The organism is Winogradskyella pacifica (genome assembly GCF_013403915.1).
GTDB classification, from domain to species: Bacteria; Bacteroidota; Bacteroidia; order Flavobacteriales; family Flavobacteriaceae; genus Winogradskyella; species Winogradskyella pacifica.
Genome location: NZ_JABFDI010000015.1, coordinates 90617 through 108561 on the forward strand (window position 1 = coordinate 90617; position 17945 = coordinate 108561).

Annotated in this window: 10 protein-coding genes and 1 tRNA gene; 7 read left to right on the forward strand and 4 right to left on the reverse strand. The window is 34.6% G+C overall.

Annotated features, from left to right (window positions below; translation table 11 throughout):
• Positions 1–103: 103 nt before the first annotated feature.
• The 5 genes from HM984_RS13490 to HM984_RS13510 all read left to right on the forward strand — a co-directional run bounded on the left by HM984_RS13490 (position 104) and on the right by HM984_RS13510 (position 11661).
• Complete coding sequence (locus HM984_RS13490; RefSeq protein ID WP_179349521.1) at positions 104–2305, forward strand: muramidase family protein; 2202 nt, start codon at positions 104–106, stop codon at positions 2303–2305.
• Between the two features lie 321 nt (positions 2306–2626).
• Positions 2627–8293 (forward strand): T9SS type B sorting domain-containing protein, encoded by a 5667-nt coding sequence (locus tag HM984_RS13495; RefSeq protein WP_179349522.1) that lies wholly within the window; start codon positions 2627–2629, stop codon positions 8291–8293.
• A gap of 15 nt (positions 8294–8308) precedes the next feature.
• On the forward strand, positions 8309–9247 hold the full coding sequence (locus tag HM984_RS13500) for a PorP/SprF family type IX secretion system membrane protein (protein ID WP_081669506.1): 939 nt from the start codon (positions 8309–8311) through the stop codon (positions 9245–9247).
• A 10-nt stretch (positions 9248–9257) separates the two neighbouring features.
• Complete coding sequence (locus HM984_RS13505) at positions 9258–11141, forward strand: OmpA family protein (protein ID WP_179349523.1); 1884 nt, start codon at positions 9258–9260, stop codon at positions 11139–11141.
• 19 nt (positions 11142–11160) lie between these two features.
• Positions 11161–11661, forward strand: a complete 501-nt coding sequence (locus HM984_RS13510; protein ID WP_115809773.1) for a GTP-binding protein — start codon at positions 11161–11163, stop codon at positions 11659–11661.
• Here HM984_RS13510 and era read toward each other — a convergent pair.
• From era to proS, 4 genes are all read right to left on the reverse strand, one after another.
• Positions 11652–12533, reverse strand: coding sequence for a GTPase Era (gene era, locus HM984_RS13515; RefSeq protein ID WP_115809771.1), 882 nt, complete (start codon positions 12531–12533; stop codon positions 11652–11654). The two genes, HM984_RS13510 and era, sit on opposite strands and share 10 nt — an antisense overlap.
• 243 nt (positions 12534–12776) lie before the next feature.
• Positions 12777–13028: a 30S ribosomal protein S20 gene (gene rpsT / locus HM984_RS13520; RefSeq protein WP_020896549.1), complete on the reverse strand. Its 252-nt coding sequence runs from the start codon at positions 13026–13028 to the stop codon at positions 12777–12779.
• Positions 13029–13053: 25 nt separating this feature from the next.
• A tRNA-Glu gene (locus HM984_RS13525) sits at positions 13054–13125 on the reverse strand.
• Positions 13126–13230: 105 nt separating this feature from the next.
• Positions 13231–14709, reverse strand: a complete 1479-nt coding sequence (gene proS / locus HM984_RS13530; RefSeq protein ID WP_179349524.1) for a proline--tRNA ligase — start codon at positions 14707–14709, stop codon at positions 13231–13233.
• Between the two features lie 101 nt (positions 14710–14810).
• On the opposite strand from proS, the gene HM984_RS13535 reads away from it, so the two are divergent.
• Positions 14811–15884, forward strand: coding sequence for a hypothetical protein (locus HM984_RS13535; protein WP_179349525.1), 1074 nt, complete (start codon positions 14811–14813; stop codon positions 15882–15884).
• A gap of 35 nt (positions 15885–15919) precedes the next feature.
• Positions 15920–17440, forward strand: a complete 1521-nt coding sequence (locus tag HM984_RS13540) for an OmpP1/FadL family transporter (RefSeq protein WP_179349526.1) — start codon at positions 15920–15922, stop codon at positions 17438–17440.
• Positions 17441–17945 lie beyond the last annotated feature (505 nt).

A 17945-nucleotide genomic window follows, 5' to 3' on the forward strand; every position in this document is an offset into this window, starting at 1 on the left:
ACTGCTCCTTTCTTGTAGACTTACCTATACTCTCAAAGGCAAAACACATTTCACGCAAACACATAAAAAAAAACAGTGTGTTATATTTAAATTACAAAAAATAATGAGGAGATTTTTTACGCTTATACCATTATTGATTTTAGGCTCTAATCTTAGTTTCGCTCAAGAAAATTATACAGACCATACGATACAAAAAGGTGAAAATGTTTATAAGATTTCTAGACAATATGGGGTAAGTGTCAATGCCATTTTTGAACTTAACCCAGGTTCTGAAGATATAATTTATGCTGGTAACATATTACGTATTCCAAATTCTAGCACTACAACCACCTCAACCACCTCAACTAACACTACTGTAGATAAGGATGACAACATCAGCAATTATGTCGTAAAATCAGGAGAAACAAAATCTGGTCTCTCTCGACGTTTTGGTGTAAGCATAGCAATGTTAGAACAACAAAACCCTCACATTGTAAGCATGCTTCAAGCAGGCCATACTATAAATGTAGATAAAACTATTAAAGAAACTCCACGCACAGCAAAAGACGGAGAGCACTATGTAGTAAAAGGTGAAACACTATGGGGAATTGCAAGAAATAACGGTATTAGTCTTGCGCAATTAGAGGCTGCAAATTCTGGACGTTTGTCCGAATTCTTACAAATAGGGCAAACTTTAATTATTCCAGATAAAACTTTAGAGAGTTCTACCGAAGGAGGCTATTTAGTGCAGCGTGGTGATACAAAATTCCAATTAGCTAAACGTTTTAACATGACTATAGCGGAGCTTGAAGAAAAAAATCCGCACACCGTGCCAATGTTAATGGCAGGTCACAGATTAAATGTGGATAACTCAGACGTAAATAATTCTGAAGAAATCCCGAACACAAATGAAGTTGCAATTACTAGAGTAGATTCTACAACCACTACTAATAGCTTTAAGAATTATGTTATCGAACCAAAAGAAACACTTTTTGGCTTGGCTAAAAAAGCAGGCATGACGATTGAGGAATTTACAACTTTAAATCCGAAATTACTGACGTCAGTTAATGTTGGAGACATTATTAAAATGCCAATTAACCCTGGACAAACTATAGCAACTACGGATATTACTGATACTGTTGATACTGTTGATACTGTTGATACTGTTGATACTGTTGATACTGTTGATACTGTTGATACTGTTGATACTAACACAAAAAGTACACCAACGAAAATTCATTCGAATAAAAATGAAGCTTTATTTAGTAACTTAGTTACAGAGACTTCAACCGGACTTTATTTTTACTCTCCTTTTTCTAGTGAAGAACTTGGTTCTTCTGAAGAACGACAAAAGATGATTAGCATTAATGCCGATTTCCAAAAGTATATCGATTTTTTCCAAGGTGCTCAAATTGCTATTGATTCTGCAAAAGCACTTAATCTTGATTTTGATGTGACACTTATTAAGAAAAATATAGCAAAATCAAAAATAACGATTGAAAGTCCGCATAGCAAAAATGCTATCCTTGTTCCATTTATAGACAACAGATCAAATTTTCCAAGTATTGAATCTAATACGCCGATAGCTATAATTGATATTGAATCTAATTTAGTTTCTAAAGATAGTATTAATGTTTACAGATCAATTCCTTCAGACACCATTCAAAAAACAAAAACCTTAAACTATTTAGCAAAACAAAATGCAAATGTTATTGTAATCAGTGATCTTGATGAAGCTCGAAATAAAGAACTAATTACATCTACAATTCCTGATGCTAAATTCCTAAAAGCTGATAATGCAGGTTTTTTTAAATCTGATGCTTTAAATAATGAATTAAGTAAAAGCAGACTTAATTATATTGTGTTTGATAGCGAAAAAACTATTGTTCTTCTCAATACAACGACAGCGTTAATGGGCAAATTATCTGATCATAATATTCAATTGGTTATGCTTGAATCTTCACTACTCCCAAAACAAAGTGAGGTTTCAGACATGAGATTTAGAATTTTACAGCTCATTTTTCCTGCAATTACAAATCCGCAAAACAAAGAAGATATTACCAATTTTGAAATTAAATACGAGGATGTATTTAGTTCTAAACCTTCACAAAATGCTATTGTAGGATTTAATGTAACCTTTGATATTTTACTAAGGATCTCTCAAAACTCATCATTTGAAGACATTATAAACACAACACTTTCAGAACAACCCCATTTAAAGTTTGATTATCAAAAAACCACAGACAGAAACTATTCGAACACGGGTATCTATTTAATGCAATATAATTCTAACGAAGGCATGATAGAACTAATTAATGGTAATTAAAATCAATTACATTACTAATTCCTACAAGCAAATAAACTGCGAATTATACATCTATAAATAGTATAGACTTAAGCAAAACAATATAATTTACAACTAAAATCATGAAGAGTAACAACAAAAACTCCTTCAAACACCTAGTTTTAGTTAACATTTGAGACGAATAAAAAAACTACAAAACTGTAGGTTTTAATTTTGCTATGTAAGGGCTATTTACATATATTTGTTTTCCCTCGATCTCTCAATATAGCAAGACAAGAGAACTTGCTGTTCTTAAATATATGGCGTTGATTACAACAAAAGTAATTATTATAAATTTTTTTAATGAAAGCCAAACAGTACAGTTTTAAAAGATATCCTATACTATTAGCATTTCTTGTTATTTCAATATTCTGTGGATTAACAACGGTTAATGCACAATGCCCTACAGTTATAAATAGCTCACAATCACTTTGTGATGTACAATCTGTACTCGTTGGCGATTTACAAGCTATTGATAATGGCGGTGGCGTTGTTTGGTACGACTCACCTACTTCAACTGTTCCTTTACTCAATTCAGAAAGTCTTATTAACGGTGAAGATTATTATGCTGATGATAATTCTGGAAGCTGTGGAACAAGAGCTAGAGTAGATATTACAATTTATGGTCCACCTGTTGGTGATAACTTTCAAGGAGTTTGTTTAGACGACCCTTCATTAGCAACAGTGAATAGTCTAATCGCTATAGGAAACGACGTTCAATGGTATTTATCACCATCTGGAGGTACTCCTTTGAATGACACTGACATTTTAAGTGACAACACTATATATTACGCAGATCAAGCAAGTGCAGATGGATCTTGTAGAACTTCAAGATTATCTGTTTTAGTTTTGGTTGGCTCTACTCCTGTTCCAACTGGAGATATGGTTCAAAATTTTTGTGTTACGCCAGAGTTCACACCTACAGTTGCTGATTTAGTTGCGAGCGGTAACAACAATTGGTATATCTCTTTATTTTCAGCATTAGAATTACCACCTTCTACCCCTTTAGTAAGTGGGCAAACATATTATGCTACAACTTTAGATCCTCCGTGCGAAAGTACAGGACGTTTATCCGTTTTAGCTATGTTAGACATCGCACCAAATGCTGGTGGAGATGGCACTTTAGATTTATGCGATAATACAAACTCTACAATCAATCTATTTACAGAACTTCAAGGCACTCCTGATTCTGGAGGTGTCTGGACACCTACTTTAAATAGTGGTACGGGTGTTTTTGACCCAAATATTGATACAGAAGGCATATATACTTATACTGTTAGTTCAAATAATAGCTGTCCGGATGAGTCTGCAACAGTGACCGTAACATTAATACCAGAACCTAATGCTGGTACAAACGGCACTATAGACTTATGTAGCACTAGTGATGTCGTTGATTTATTTTTAAGCTTAGGAGGCACACCCGATTCTGGTGGTGTTTGGTCACCTGCACTGGCAAGCGGTACTGGTGAATTTAACCCAGCTATAGATTCAGATGGTATTTATACATATACCGTTAGTGGTACTCCTCCATGTTTAGACACTACTGCAATAGTAAATGTTTCGGTAACTCCTTATAAAGATGCTGGAGAAGATGGAACTATAGACATTTGCGATACTACAGGAACTATAGATTTATTTAATAGTTTAGGTGGCACACCAGATGTTGGTGGTATTTGGTCTCCTGCATTAAATAGTGGCACAGGAATTTTTGATCCTTCGATTGATAGCCCTGGTGTTTACACTTATGAATTTACAGGAAATGCTCCTTGCCCTGATGAATCTGCAACAGTTACTGTTGTAGTAAATCCATTACCTAATGCGGGTTCAGATGGAATATTAGAAATTTGTAGTAATGATTTAGCAACAGTAGATTTATTTGAGAGTTTAGGAGGTACACCTGAAGTTGGTGGCACATGGCTTCCTGCACTTAATAGTGGAACAGGGGTTTTTGATCCTTCTATTGATACAGCAGGAGTTTATACTTATACAGTAAACGGTATTTCTCCTTGTCCAGATGCTTCAGCAAATGTTAACATCACTATTATACCAGAACCAGATGCAGGATTAGATGCTACAATCGATATCTGTAGTAATAACGGAACATTTGATTTATTTGATTTTCTCGGAGGCACTCCTGAAGCTGGAGGAAGTTGGTCTCCTGCATTGGCAAGCGGAACAGGAATTTACGATCCTTTAATTGACACTAATACGACTTACACCTATACCGTAGCAGGAACAACTCCGTGTGCAGATGCTATTGCTACAATTACATTAACCGTTACCCCGTTCTTAGACGCAGGACTAGATGGAGCTGTAACAATTTGTACTGCTGATGGTACAACAGATCTTTTTAACAGTCTTAACGGTACGCCTCAAATTGGAGGAACATGGTCTCCTTCTTTATCTAGTGGGACAGGAATATTTGATCCTAGTATTGATTCTGGAGGTACTTATACCTATTCAACTACGGGAACAGCACCGTGTTTAGATGATTCTGCCATTGTTGTGGTCACCGTAGTACCATCACCAGATGCTGGTAGTGATGGTACATTACTTTTATGTAGCCTTTCAAATACAGCAAATCTATTTGATAGTCTTAACGGAACACCTCAAACAGGAGGAACATGGTCACCTACACTTCTTAGTGGTACCGGAGTTTTTGATCCTAATACAGATGCAGATGGAATTTACACGTACACCATAAACTCTATATGTGGAGCTATTTCGGCAAATGTAACAGTTACCACAATTGATGCTAATAACGCAGGAACAAACAGTATTGTAGAATTTTGTAGTAATAATACCATTACTCTAGATCTATTCGATAGTTTAGGAGGAACACCAGATGTTGGTGGAACTTGGTCTCCTTCTTTAAATAGTGGATCAGGAATTTTTGATTCAAGTTTAGATACAGCAAATTCTTATACCTATACGGTTTCAAATAGTGCAACACTTTGTCCTGATGATTCTGCAACAGTTTTAATTTCAATTTTACAGGGGCCAAATGCTGGAAATGACAGTACATTAAACTTATGTAATTCAACAAATTCAGTAAATTTATTTGACAGTCTTGCCGGAATTCCTGATGCTGGTGGAACCTGGTCTCCTACTCTAAATAGTGGAACAGGCGTTTTAGATCCTAATATAGATTCAGAAGGTATTTACACCTATACAATAAATAATTCATGTGGAACGAGTTCTGCAACTGTTGACGTTTCGTTTTCAAATACCAATGATGCAGGAACCGATGGCTCAATTGCACTTTGTAGCACGGATACTTCTATCGATTTATTTAATAGTTTAGGGGGCACGCCAGGTGTTGGTGGAACGTGGTCTCCGACACTTGCTAGTGGCACAGGGATTTTTGATCCTAGTATTGATGCTGCTGGTTTGTATACTTATACAATTTCAAGCGTGAGTCCTGCTTGTCCTGATGCAACGGCTACAGTTGAAGTTTCTATTTCACAAGGTCCAAATGCAGGAAATGATGGAACACTAAATTTATGTGATTCAACAAATACAATAGATTTATTTGATAGTCTTTCTGGAACTCCTGAAACTGGCGGAACTTGGTCTCCTGCTCTAAATAGTGGCACCGGAGTTTTAGACCCTAATACTGATCCAGAAGGTATTTATACCTATACATTAAACAATTCTTGTGGCACGAGTTCTGCAACTGTTGACGTTTCTTTTTCAGACACTAATGATGCAGGAACTGATGGTTCAATTGACTTTTGTAGTACTGACGCAACAGTCGATTTATTTAATAGTTTAGGTGGCACACCTGATGTTGGCGGCACATGGTCTCCTGCACTTGCTAGTGGAACTGGAACTTTTGATCCTAGTATTGATGCCGCTGGTTCGTACACTTATACAATTTCAAGTGTCGGTTCTACTTGTCCTGATGCAACTGCTACAGTTGAAGTTTCTGTTTTACAAGAACCGGATGCAGGAAATGATGGGACATTAAATTTATGTGATTCAACGAATTCAGTTGATTTATTTGATAGTCTTGCAGGAACACCTGAAACTGGAGGAACATGGACTCCGGCATTAAATAGTGGTACGGGTATTTTTGATCCAACAACAGACCCAGAAGGTAATTATACATATACATTAACTAATTTATGTGATACGAGTTCTGCAACGGTTACAGTTTCTTTTTCATCTACTAATAATGCAGGAACAGATGGCTCAATTGATTTTTGTAGTACAGATACATCGGTAGATTTATTTAATAGCCTAGGTGGCACACCTAATGTAGGTGGAACATGGTCACCAGCACTTGCTAGTGGCACAGGGATTTTTGATCCTAGTATTGATGCCGCCGGTTCTTATACTTATACTATTTCTAGTCCTTCTTGTCCTGATGCCATGGCAACAGTGATTGTATCTCTTTCACAAGGTCCTGATGCAGGAAATGACGGCACACTAAATTTATGTGACTCAACAGATACTGTTGATTTATTTGAAGGTCTATCGGGAACACCTGAAACAGGAGGAACTTGGTCTCCTGCGTTAAATAGTGGCACAGGAATTTTAGACCCTAATACCGATTTAGAAGGTCTTTATACATATACCCTAACTAATTCTTGTGGTACGAGTTCAGCAACTGTAGCCGTATCTTTTTCTGGCAGTAATAATGCAGGAACAGACGGAACAATTGAGCTGTGCAGTAATTCGCCAATCATTGATTTATTTGATCTTTTAGGAGGGAATCCAGATGTTGGAGGAACATGGTCGCCACAACTGACTAGTGGAACTGGAATATTTGATCCAAGTATTGACAATGCTGGAACCTATACCTATACCATATCTAGTATTGGTTCTGCTTGCCCAGATGATACGTCTAAAGTTCTTGTTTCAATTATACCAGACCCAAATGCTGGTAATGACAATGCCCTTAATTTATGTATAGATCAAACCGACCCCGTAGATCTTTTTGATAGTCTTGGAGGTACACCAGATTCTGGAGGTGTTTGGACACCTGCACTTACAAGTGGTACCGGAATTTACGACCCAACCATAGACCCTGTTGGTATTTACACTTATACGGTGACCTCAGAAGAATGTGGATTAACAGATTCAGCTAATGTAACCGTTACTATTATAGATATTCCAGATAGTACAGGTTTAACAATGTCTATAGTTAATAATGTTGTTTGTATCGGATTAGAAGATGTTACCATTGACATTACAGGTGCTAATCTATTACCAGATGGAGATTACTCTATAGTATATCAGCTTACAGACGCAAATAATTCAGTAAATACCGTAGCTATTACTATCGTTGGAGGAAATGCTACGTTTATAATTCCACAGTCCTTATTACCTAATTCTGGCTTAACCTCTGTTACGCTTACTCAACTATTCGTTCTAGGCCAAAGTTGTAGTGCTATTACAGATGCTATAGAACCTGTTACAATAGCAATAGAAAATTTATCTACACCCGAGATTATTAGTAGTGGTGACGAATTTTGCTCGGAAGATAACCCAACGTTGGTAGACTTGTCAAATAATATTATTGACGATGAAATTGTTATTTGGTACGATCAACCCATTGGCGGAATAGCTTATGACAGTACAGAAACATTACAAGAAGGTGTTATTTATTATGGTGCTTTAACATCTGAATATGGTTGTGAGAGTCCTACAAGATTAGAAGTTAGTATCAACTTTATTACATGTGTTGGGGAGCTTTTAATCCCTGACGGTTTTTCACCAAATGACGATGGCATTAATGATGAATTTAATATCTTAAGGTTAGATGAGCTCTATCCTAATTTTAAATTAAGCGTTTATAATAGATACGGTAACATACTTTATGAAGGTGATATTAATTCACCTAAATGGGATGGTAGATGGAAAAATAGTAATAAGCCGCTTCCTGCTGGTGTTTATTTTTATATTTTAGAATTTAACAATGGTGAACGCGAAGCAGTACAAGGACGAGTCTATCTAAACAGATAATTATGACATATTAAAATGATACGTAAATTAACTACATATAGCATTGCGATTATAACTCTATTTTTAGGGTTCTCTTCATATGCACAACAAGATCCGCAATACACACAGTATATGTATAATATGAGTGTCATAAATCCTGCATACGCAACTGATGATGATACTTCGATGAACATCGGTTTACTTTACAGATCACAATGGGCTAGATCTATTGGCGGACCAACAACCGGATCGTTATTTATACATTCTAAGATTGCAGATCGTTTAGAAGGTGGTCTTTCTTTTGTTCATGATGAAATTGGTGATGTTGTTAAACAAACAAGTGCTTATGCTGATATTGCCTATGTTATTCCTGCAGGTGATAATTCAAGTTTATCTTTTGGAATAAAAGCAGGAGCCACATTTTACAGTACTAATTTTGATGGATTTGTGTATTCAGATCCACTGCCTGATCCTTTATTTGCAGAAAATATAAATAGAACCCTTCCTAATGTTGGAGCCGGTTTATATTATTTTTCAGAAAATTATTACTTAGGCTTATCAGCACCTAATTTATTACAGACCAAACATCTTCAAGATGATAGTGGAGTTGTTTCTGAAGCTTCAGAAAACATGCATTTATTTTTAACTGGTGGCTATGTTCTAAATTTTGGAGATAACTTTAAATTTAAACCTGCTTTTATGGCTAAGTATGTTAACAATGCACCATTATCTGTAGATGTAACAGCTAACGTATTAATGTATGAAAAAGTAGAATTTGGAGTTGGTTATCGCTATGATGATTCGGTAACAGGTATGGTTAATTTTTCTATGTCGTCAGCGGTTCGTATTGGTTATGCTTACGACCACACAATCTCTAATTTAGGACGATTTAATTCTGGTTCGCATGAACTATTATTATTATTTAACATCGGTAATCTCGGCAAAGGCTACGATAAATCCCCTAGATTTTTCTAATTGAATACACATGAAAACCTTAAAACTATATATACTATTAGCGGCTTTAATAACAGGAACCCTGTGTTTTTCTCAATCATCAAAAAAAGCAAACATTCTTTATGAAAACAAAGCCTATGTTGAGGCAGCCGAGATTTTTTCAAGCCTACCCAAAACGGCTGAAAATTTAGAAAAATTAGGAGATTGTTATTATTATAATTCTGAGTTTGAAAAAGCTTACAAAGCATACAAACAGGTTTATAATGCCAAAATTAATACTGAGCTAACCGAAGATTTTTATTTTAAATATTTTCAAGTTTTAAAAGGCACTAAGAATTACGAAAAAGCAGATGAAATTTCGACACAACATCTAAATGATACCATAAACACACATGAATTAAAGGAGTTACTAAAACGTATTGTTCCTTATAAATATGAATTAAAGAATCTAACAGAAGATGTTGGTGGTTCTAGTTTTGGAATTGGACTTCATGGAGATAAAGTTGTTTTTGCATCCACTAAAAACATAGAGAACCCAAACTATAATTGGAATGGTAAACCTTATTTAGATTTATATGAAGGAGTGGTTTCAAAAGGCGATGATATAACCTTAGACAGTATACAACCACTTAGCGATGCAATCAATACTGTAAAACAACATGAAAGTAATGCTGTGTTTACCAAAGATGGCAAAACCATGTATTTTTCTAGAAACCTAAAAAAACGAATTGATTTAGATTCAACAAAAATTGCTGTTGTAAGTATTTTTAAAGCAGAACTCATTGATGATGAGTGGAAAAATATAGAACCTGTTTCTTTTTCAAGTGAAACCTACTCCACAATGCACCCGTCATTAAATAGTGATGAAACTCGGTTATATTTTTCAAGTGATATGCCAAGTACTTTAGGCTCATTTGATATTTTTTATGTGGATGTTTATGCCGATCATACTTTTGGTGCCCCAATTAACTTAGGCGAAAATATTAATACAATTCGCAGAGAACAATTCCCCTTTATTGCTGCAGATAGTACGCTGTATTTTTCTTCAAATGGTAAACATGGCTTTGGCGGTTTAGATTTATTTGCAAGTAGTGTTAGTAATAATGAATTTTTAGATGCCCTTAATTTAGGAGAAACTATAAATAGTGAAAAAGATGATTTTGCCTTTGTCATCGCTGATTCTATAAATACAGGATATATATCGTCTAACAGATCTGGATTAGATAATATCTATACTTTTAAACGTATCGAAAATGAAAGAACCTATTTTATTGAAGGTTTAGTTACAGACAAAGTCACAGGAAAAATACTTCCAAATACCACAGTAACATTATTTGATAAGGATGGTAATGTAATTGCCGAACAATTAGTCGGAGAAGATGGACGCTATAAACTTCCGACGCAACCAAGTCAAAAATATTCCGTTGAAGGGTTTCAACCAAAGTACATTCCTCAACTTGAATTTTTTGACACTAATGACAAAGGTAATATTGAGTTTAATATTGAGTTAGAAATTGAATCTTATAAGGATGCTGAAGAAATCGTTACGGATGATGACGAAGGCAATACGTATATCGAATTAGAGAATATTTATTTTGATTTTGCGAAATGGGATATTAAACCACAAGCCGCAAGAACATTAGATGTATTGGTTGCACTACTGACAAAATACCCTAGGATGGAAATACAACTTGGTGCACATACAGATTCTAGAGCAGGATATGAATTTAATATGGATCTTTCTGAGAAAAGAGCCCGTGCTACATTGGAATATCTTGTAGAGAACGGAATCCCTAGAACACGATTAACGTCTAAAGGTTATGGGGAAACGAAGCCATTAGTTCCTTGCGGTGAAAACTGTACGGAAACAGAATTCTCAATTAATAGACGTTGTGAATTCCTTATTCTACGTTAAAATGGCGACACTATAAACTATGGCACTGCCTAATGATATCGTTTTAAGACCACGATTTAAGTTTGAAATTAATTCGAGCAATGAAACGATATTAAAAGTTTTCGAGGGTATGAATACGTCTGAAAAAGAATTTATAGTCTCTAGGATAGATGACCATGTTTTTATAAAGTTCCCTAAAAAAGAGCAACATTTTTGGTCTCCGCAGTTGCATTTAGAAATTAATGAAGAAACAAGCCATAAAGCAATTGTTCATGGCTTATTTGGACCTAGTCCAACGGTTTGGACTATGTTTATGTTTTTTCACTTTATAGTAGCAGCTTTATGTTTAGGGTTTGGAGTTTGGGCATATACGAATGCTAACCTGGGAAACGATTATGCCATACAATTATTTGCATCGCTATTTATGATTATCCTTTGGTTCATCTTATATTTTGCAGGTCGATTAGGACGTGCAAAAGGAAAACCAGAAATGCACCGACTAAATAATTTTATGAAAGAAACCCTTAGCGCTTATCGTTGATTATAACCAAAACGTTTTAGCTGATTCTGATTGCTTCTCCAGTTCTTATTTACTTTCACATACAATTCTAAGTGCACTTGTTTTCCAAAGAATTTTTCTAAATCCTTGCGCGCTTCTACTCCAACACGTTTTAACGCCGAGCCTTTATGACCAATGATAATACCTTTTTGAGTTTCACGCTCCACCATAATAACAGAACGCATTCTAATAATGTCATCTTCTTCAAAAAACTCTTCTGTATCTACTTCAACAGCATACGGAATCTCCTTCTTATAATGAATTAAGATTTTTTCTCTAATAGCTTCGTTTACAAAAAACCGTTCAGGCTTATCTGTTAATTGGTCTTTTGGGTAAAATGCAGGAGACTCAGGTAATAATTCTATAATTCTATCGAATACATTCTGAACATTAAAACCTTCAGTTGCTGATATAGGGAAAAACTCAGCATTAGGTACTTTACTTTGCCATAATACAGATTGTTCTTCTAATTGTTCTTGATTGGATTTATCAATCTTATTCAATAATAATAAAACAGGAATTTTAGAATTGGTGATTTTATTAAAAAAGGCTTCATCTTTTAGTTCCTTTTCTCCAATTTCAACCATATAGATTAAAACATCTGCATCATCAAAAGCTGATTTCACAAAATCCATCATAGATTCTTGCAGTTCATATGCTGGTTTAATTATTCCTGGAGTATCGCTTAATATAACCTGAAAATCATCACCATTCACAATTCCTAAAATCCGATGTCTTGTTGTTTGTGCTTTTGATGTAATTATTGATAATTTTTCACCAATAAAAGCATTCATCAAAGTGGATTTACCAACGTTTGGATTACCTATAATATTTACAAAACCTGCTTTATGCATATTAACTATTTTAATGCAAAGTTAAGATTAATAATGATTGTATCGCTAAAGAATCTGCATATCTAAACTTAAAGCGCTATAGATACGTCAGAAACGTCTTATTATGATATAATGAAAATCCTATCTTAAATTAACAATAACACTGCTTATGGATTAAGACTATTTTTCACTATTAAAAAATAGTAGAAACAAAAAAAGTCTTTCCAAAAGGAAAGACTTTAAGTATTTTAGTAGAAACTACAATTAGATTGCAGCAACATGCTTAGTTAACTGAGATTTTAAGTTACCAGCTTTATTAGCATGAATAATATTCTTCTTAGCTAATTTATCTAACATACTGATAACAGAAGGTAACATAGTTTGCGCTTCTTTAGCATCAGTGATATCACGTAATTTTTTTATAGCATTACGAGTTGTCTTATGCTGATATTTATTAAGTACACGTCTTTTTTCGTTACTTCTTATTCTTTTTAAAGCTGACTTGTGATTTGCCATTATATTATTTTCTTATTAAAAATTGTAGCCCGTAGGGGAATCGAACCCCTCTTACATGGATGAAAACCATGCGTCCTAGCCGATAGACGAACGGGCCATTTGGTTATTAAAATATTTAAATGAACCTGCAATGTTTGCATTGCGGGTGCAAATATACAACTATATTTTACTTTTGCAACACCAAATTAAATTTTTTTGAAAATTAATACGCTTTTGCAAAAAGTACGCGCTGCGTCGATGGTTTTCCGCTATAAACACAAGTGCCTTTTTCCATTTTATTTGACATAGGAATACATCTAATGGTCGCTTTTGTAAGCTCCTTAATTTTTTGTTCTGTTTCTGCAGTTCCATCCCAATGTGCTGAGATAAAACCAGTTTTCGTCTCTAAAATCTTTTTAAATGTTTCAAAATCATTTACTTCTGTAGTATGTTCATCCCTGAAGTTTTTAGCTTTAGAAAATAATTCGTCCTGAATCACCTCTAAAAGATCCTTTATAGTTGAAGCTATATCATCAATTTGAACACTCTCTTTCGTTAAAGTATCACGTCTAGCCAATTCAACGGTATTATTTTCTAAATCTTTTGGACCAATAGCAATTCGCAATGGCACACCTTGTAATTCATGCTGTGCAAATTTAGCTCCTGGTCTATGTGTTGTTCTTTTATCATACTTACAACTAACACCTAATGCTTTTAGCTCTTTAATAATACTTTCTGCTTTTTCTGAAATCGCTTCAAACTGTTCGTCTGTTTTAAATATAGGTACAATAACCACTTGAAATGGAGCTAAGTTTGGTGGTAACACTAAACCCTTATCATCACTATGCGTCATAATCAATGCCCCTACCAATCTTGTAGATACTCCCCAAGACGTTGCCCATACATGGTCTAATTTACCTTCATTATTAGTAAACTTAACATCAAAAGCTTTTGCAAAATTTTGACCTAAGAAATGAGATGTCCCTGCTTGGAGTGCTTTTCCATCTTGCATTAAAGCTTCTATACAATAAGTCTCTACTGCACCTGCAAAACGCTCACTTTCCGTTTTCACACCTTTAACAACAGGTATTGCCATAAAATTTTGAGCAAACGCTGCATAAACATCATTCATTTGCTCTGCTTCTACTAATGCTTCAGCTTTAGTAGCATGTGCTGTATGTCCTTCTTGCCATAAAAATTCGGCTGTACGTAAAAACAAACGCGTTCGCATTTCCCAACGTACAACATTAGCCCATTGATTTATTAATATCGGTAAATCTCTATAACTTTGAATCCAACCTTTATAAGTATTCCATATGATAGCTTCGCTCGTTGGTCTTACAACCAACTCCTCTTCAAGCTTAGCTTCAGGATCTACTCTTAATTTTCCTGGGTTATCAGGGTCGTTTTGTAATCTATAATGTGTGACTACAGCACACTCTTTAGCAAAACCTTCAGCATTCTTTTCCTCTGCTTCAAATAAACTTTTAGGAACAAATAATGGAAAATACGCATTTTGATGTCCTGTTTCTTTAAACATTCTATCTAATTCTGCTTGCATTTTTTCCCAAATAGCATAACCATAAGGTTTAATAACCATACAACCTCTAACGGCAGAATTTTCTGCTAAATCAGCTTTTACAACCAATTCATTGTACCATTTTGAATAATCTTCAGCTCTACTCGTAAGATTTTTGCTCATTTTCCTTGTTTTGGCACAAATATTGTGCTTATGTTAAATGTATTAAATAATACAGCAAAACTAACTATTTTTGCTATGTTCAACAATAAAATAAAAGAGATATGCAATTTAAAACTATAATAACTCAAAAATTGCCATTTTTTGTTGCATTCGGTTTATTAACCGTGTTAACTTCTTGTGGTTCGTTTCAGTATGCAGGTTATGACAATGACGGCATTTATGCTACTGAAGAGTACGAAAATGATACAGAAGAACCTGTAATTACGACTTCAACTAATGATTCTAATTATTATAAAAATTATTTCGCTGAAAATTCGGCTGAAGTAGATGCTATACAAGAAGAATCTGAAGTTTTTACAGATATAGATTCTTATGAAGGGAATTATACTGAACAAATAATAGATACTTTAGAACAACGCCCTGCCTACGGAGGTTGGGGACAAAACAGCAATACGGTTACTATTAATTATATCGATAACGGTTGGTATGGATATAATAGTCCATGGAATTGGAATAGCGGATGGGGCTATGGCCACTATGGTTGGGCACGACCTTGGGGATGGAATAATTGGGGATGGAATAATCATTGGTCTTATGGCGGATACTATGGTAACGGTTATGGCTATGGTTATGGTCATTATAGCCCTTGGGGATATGGTTATAACAATTATGGTTGGAATACTAATTATTACAGAAATAACAGATATGCCTATAACAACACTAGAAGAGGGTCTTTATTATACAATAGTAACTTAAGTCGTAGAAGTAACTCTGCATTATCTAGAAGTGATTATTCATCTCGTAGATTGTCGAATTCTTCTAGTCTATCTCGAAATAGTCTTAATAGTAGTTTGAGATCGAATACATCTAGTAGAATAAGAACATCTAGAAGTGCAACGACAACTAGCCCCACCCGTACTATTAGAAATTCTTCTACAACAACAAGATCGAATTCTAATAGAAGAGTCACAAGACCTACTACAACTAGAAGTACAAGTAGAACCACAACCACAAGATCTACAGCTCCAACAAGAAGCACAAGATCTTCATCAACTGCTCGTTCAAGTTCTAGTAGTTCATCTAGATCTTCTGGGACTGTAAGATCTTCTTCAAGTAGTTCTAGATCGAGCGGTGGTAGTTCTTCTAGCAGTAGTAGACGAGGTGGTAGAGGATAAAAATAATAGTACGTCCAAAATAAAAAAAATTACATATGAAAAAGTTACTTATGTTAAGCATAAGCTTACTAAGCACGTCTTATATTTTAGCTCAAGACATTACAGATGCACTTAGGTATTCCATGGATGAAATTCAAGGCACAGCTCGCTATAGAGCGATGGGTGGTGCATTTGGAGCCTTAGGGGGCGACATGTCTAGTATTAATATTAACCCTGCCGGTTCTGCTGTATTTAATAATAGTCATGGTTCAATATCATTAGGTTTATTGAATACCAATAATGATGTTAGTTATTTTAATGGGATGAATACCTCTTCAAATTCTAATGTCGATTTAAATCAGCTTGGTGCTGCATTTATTTTTAAAAACACGAACGGAAACTCAGGTTGGAATAAATTCGCTTTAAGTTTTGCCTATGATCGTTCTGCTGATTTTGATAACGACTGGGTTGCTAATGGTGTAAACCCAAACCGAACAATAGGTGATTATTTTCTGTCTAATGCGCAAGGGTTACGGTTAGATGAAATTTCAGCCTTGCCTGGTGAGTCAATATCAGAAGCTTATTCTGAAATAGGATCATTTTATGGCTATAGAAACCAGCAAGCATTTTTAGGTTATGAAGGATTTATCATTGATCCCTCAAATAATACAGATGAAAACACAGAATATGTTACAAATATAAATGGTGGCAACTATAATCAACGTTATGCTTACTCTAGCAGAGGCTATAATGGGAAACTGGCATTTAACGTTGCAACAAGTTATAATGATAGACTTTATTTTGGGTTGAATCTGAACTCACACTTTATTAATTATGAACGAACGACACTTCTTAACGAGTCCAATTCAAATGCGAGTTCATTAGTTAATCGTGTGGATTTTGAAAACAATTTACTAACTACAGGTAGTGGCTTTTCTTTTCAATTAGGCGGAATTGCTAAAATTACTGAAGAATTAAGAGTAGGCTTATCTTACAACTCACCTACTTGGTATAGAATTTCTGACGAAACATCACAATATCTAGCAACTTCTAGGCTAGAGGGTGGATCTAACCTTAGTCAAGTTGTAAACCCGAATGTAATTAATATTTATGAAGAATATAAATTACAAACTCCTGGTAAAGTTACCGGAAGCTTGGCTTATGTTTTTGGAAAAACAGGTTTATTAAGTTTTGATTATGCCGTAAAAGATTATAGTAATTCAAAATTTAAACCAACAACAGAAGCTCTTTTCTCTAGTTTAAATAATAGTATCAGCAATAACTTAGACTCGGCTGTATCTTATAGACTGGGAGGCGAATATCGTTTTAAGCAAATTAGTTTTAGGGGAGGTTATCGTTTTGAAGAAAGCCCTTATAAGAATGATAATTTTTATGGTGACCTTAACGGATACTCTTTAGGTTTAGGATATAGTTTTGGTAATCTTAATATAGATTTTGCCTTCAGCCAATCCGAACGTGATTATAATTACCAATTATACACAGAAGGTTTAACAGATACGGCACAAATTGAGTCTAAACTTACTGACTTTGTTTTAACATTAGGCTTTAATTTATAAATAAAGCCAACTTAAAAAGTAAAAAAAAGACGTGAACGTATTCAATATGTTCGCGTCTTTTTTTGTTTCATATTAGAAAAGGCCATTCTATTCCTTTTAAGAACTCATATTCTAATGATTTAAAATTCAGACTTAACAGTGATTTTAAATACATACTAGATATTGATCAAATGTATTTATTAAACCTTAGTATGAGTCCAAGTTTTATATACTTATCTTATAAGAAAATCAACTTATAAAAATTTAGCTTAGACAGCCATCTAGCAATGCTTAGGGTAAGCTTTATACTTCTCTTAATGAATTTACCTGTTCGTAGACAAGAAAAGTAAATATGGTCTTTACTTCAAACACTTTAAAGCAAAAAAAAGCCTGAACACATTAAAATGTTCAGGCTTTTTGTATTTACAATTCAATTTATCTTTTTAAACTAAAATGGGCTTTAAATTCTTTACGTACTCCGTCGCTTGGTTCGTCGTACTCTACTGTAAACCAGTAGTCACTTGTT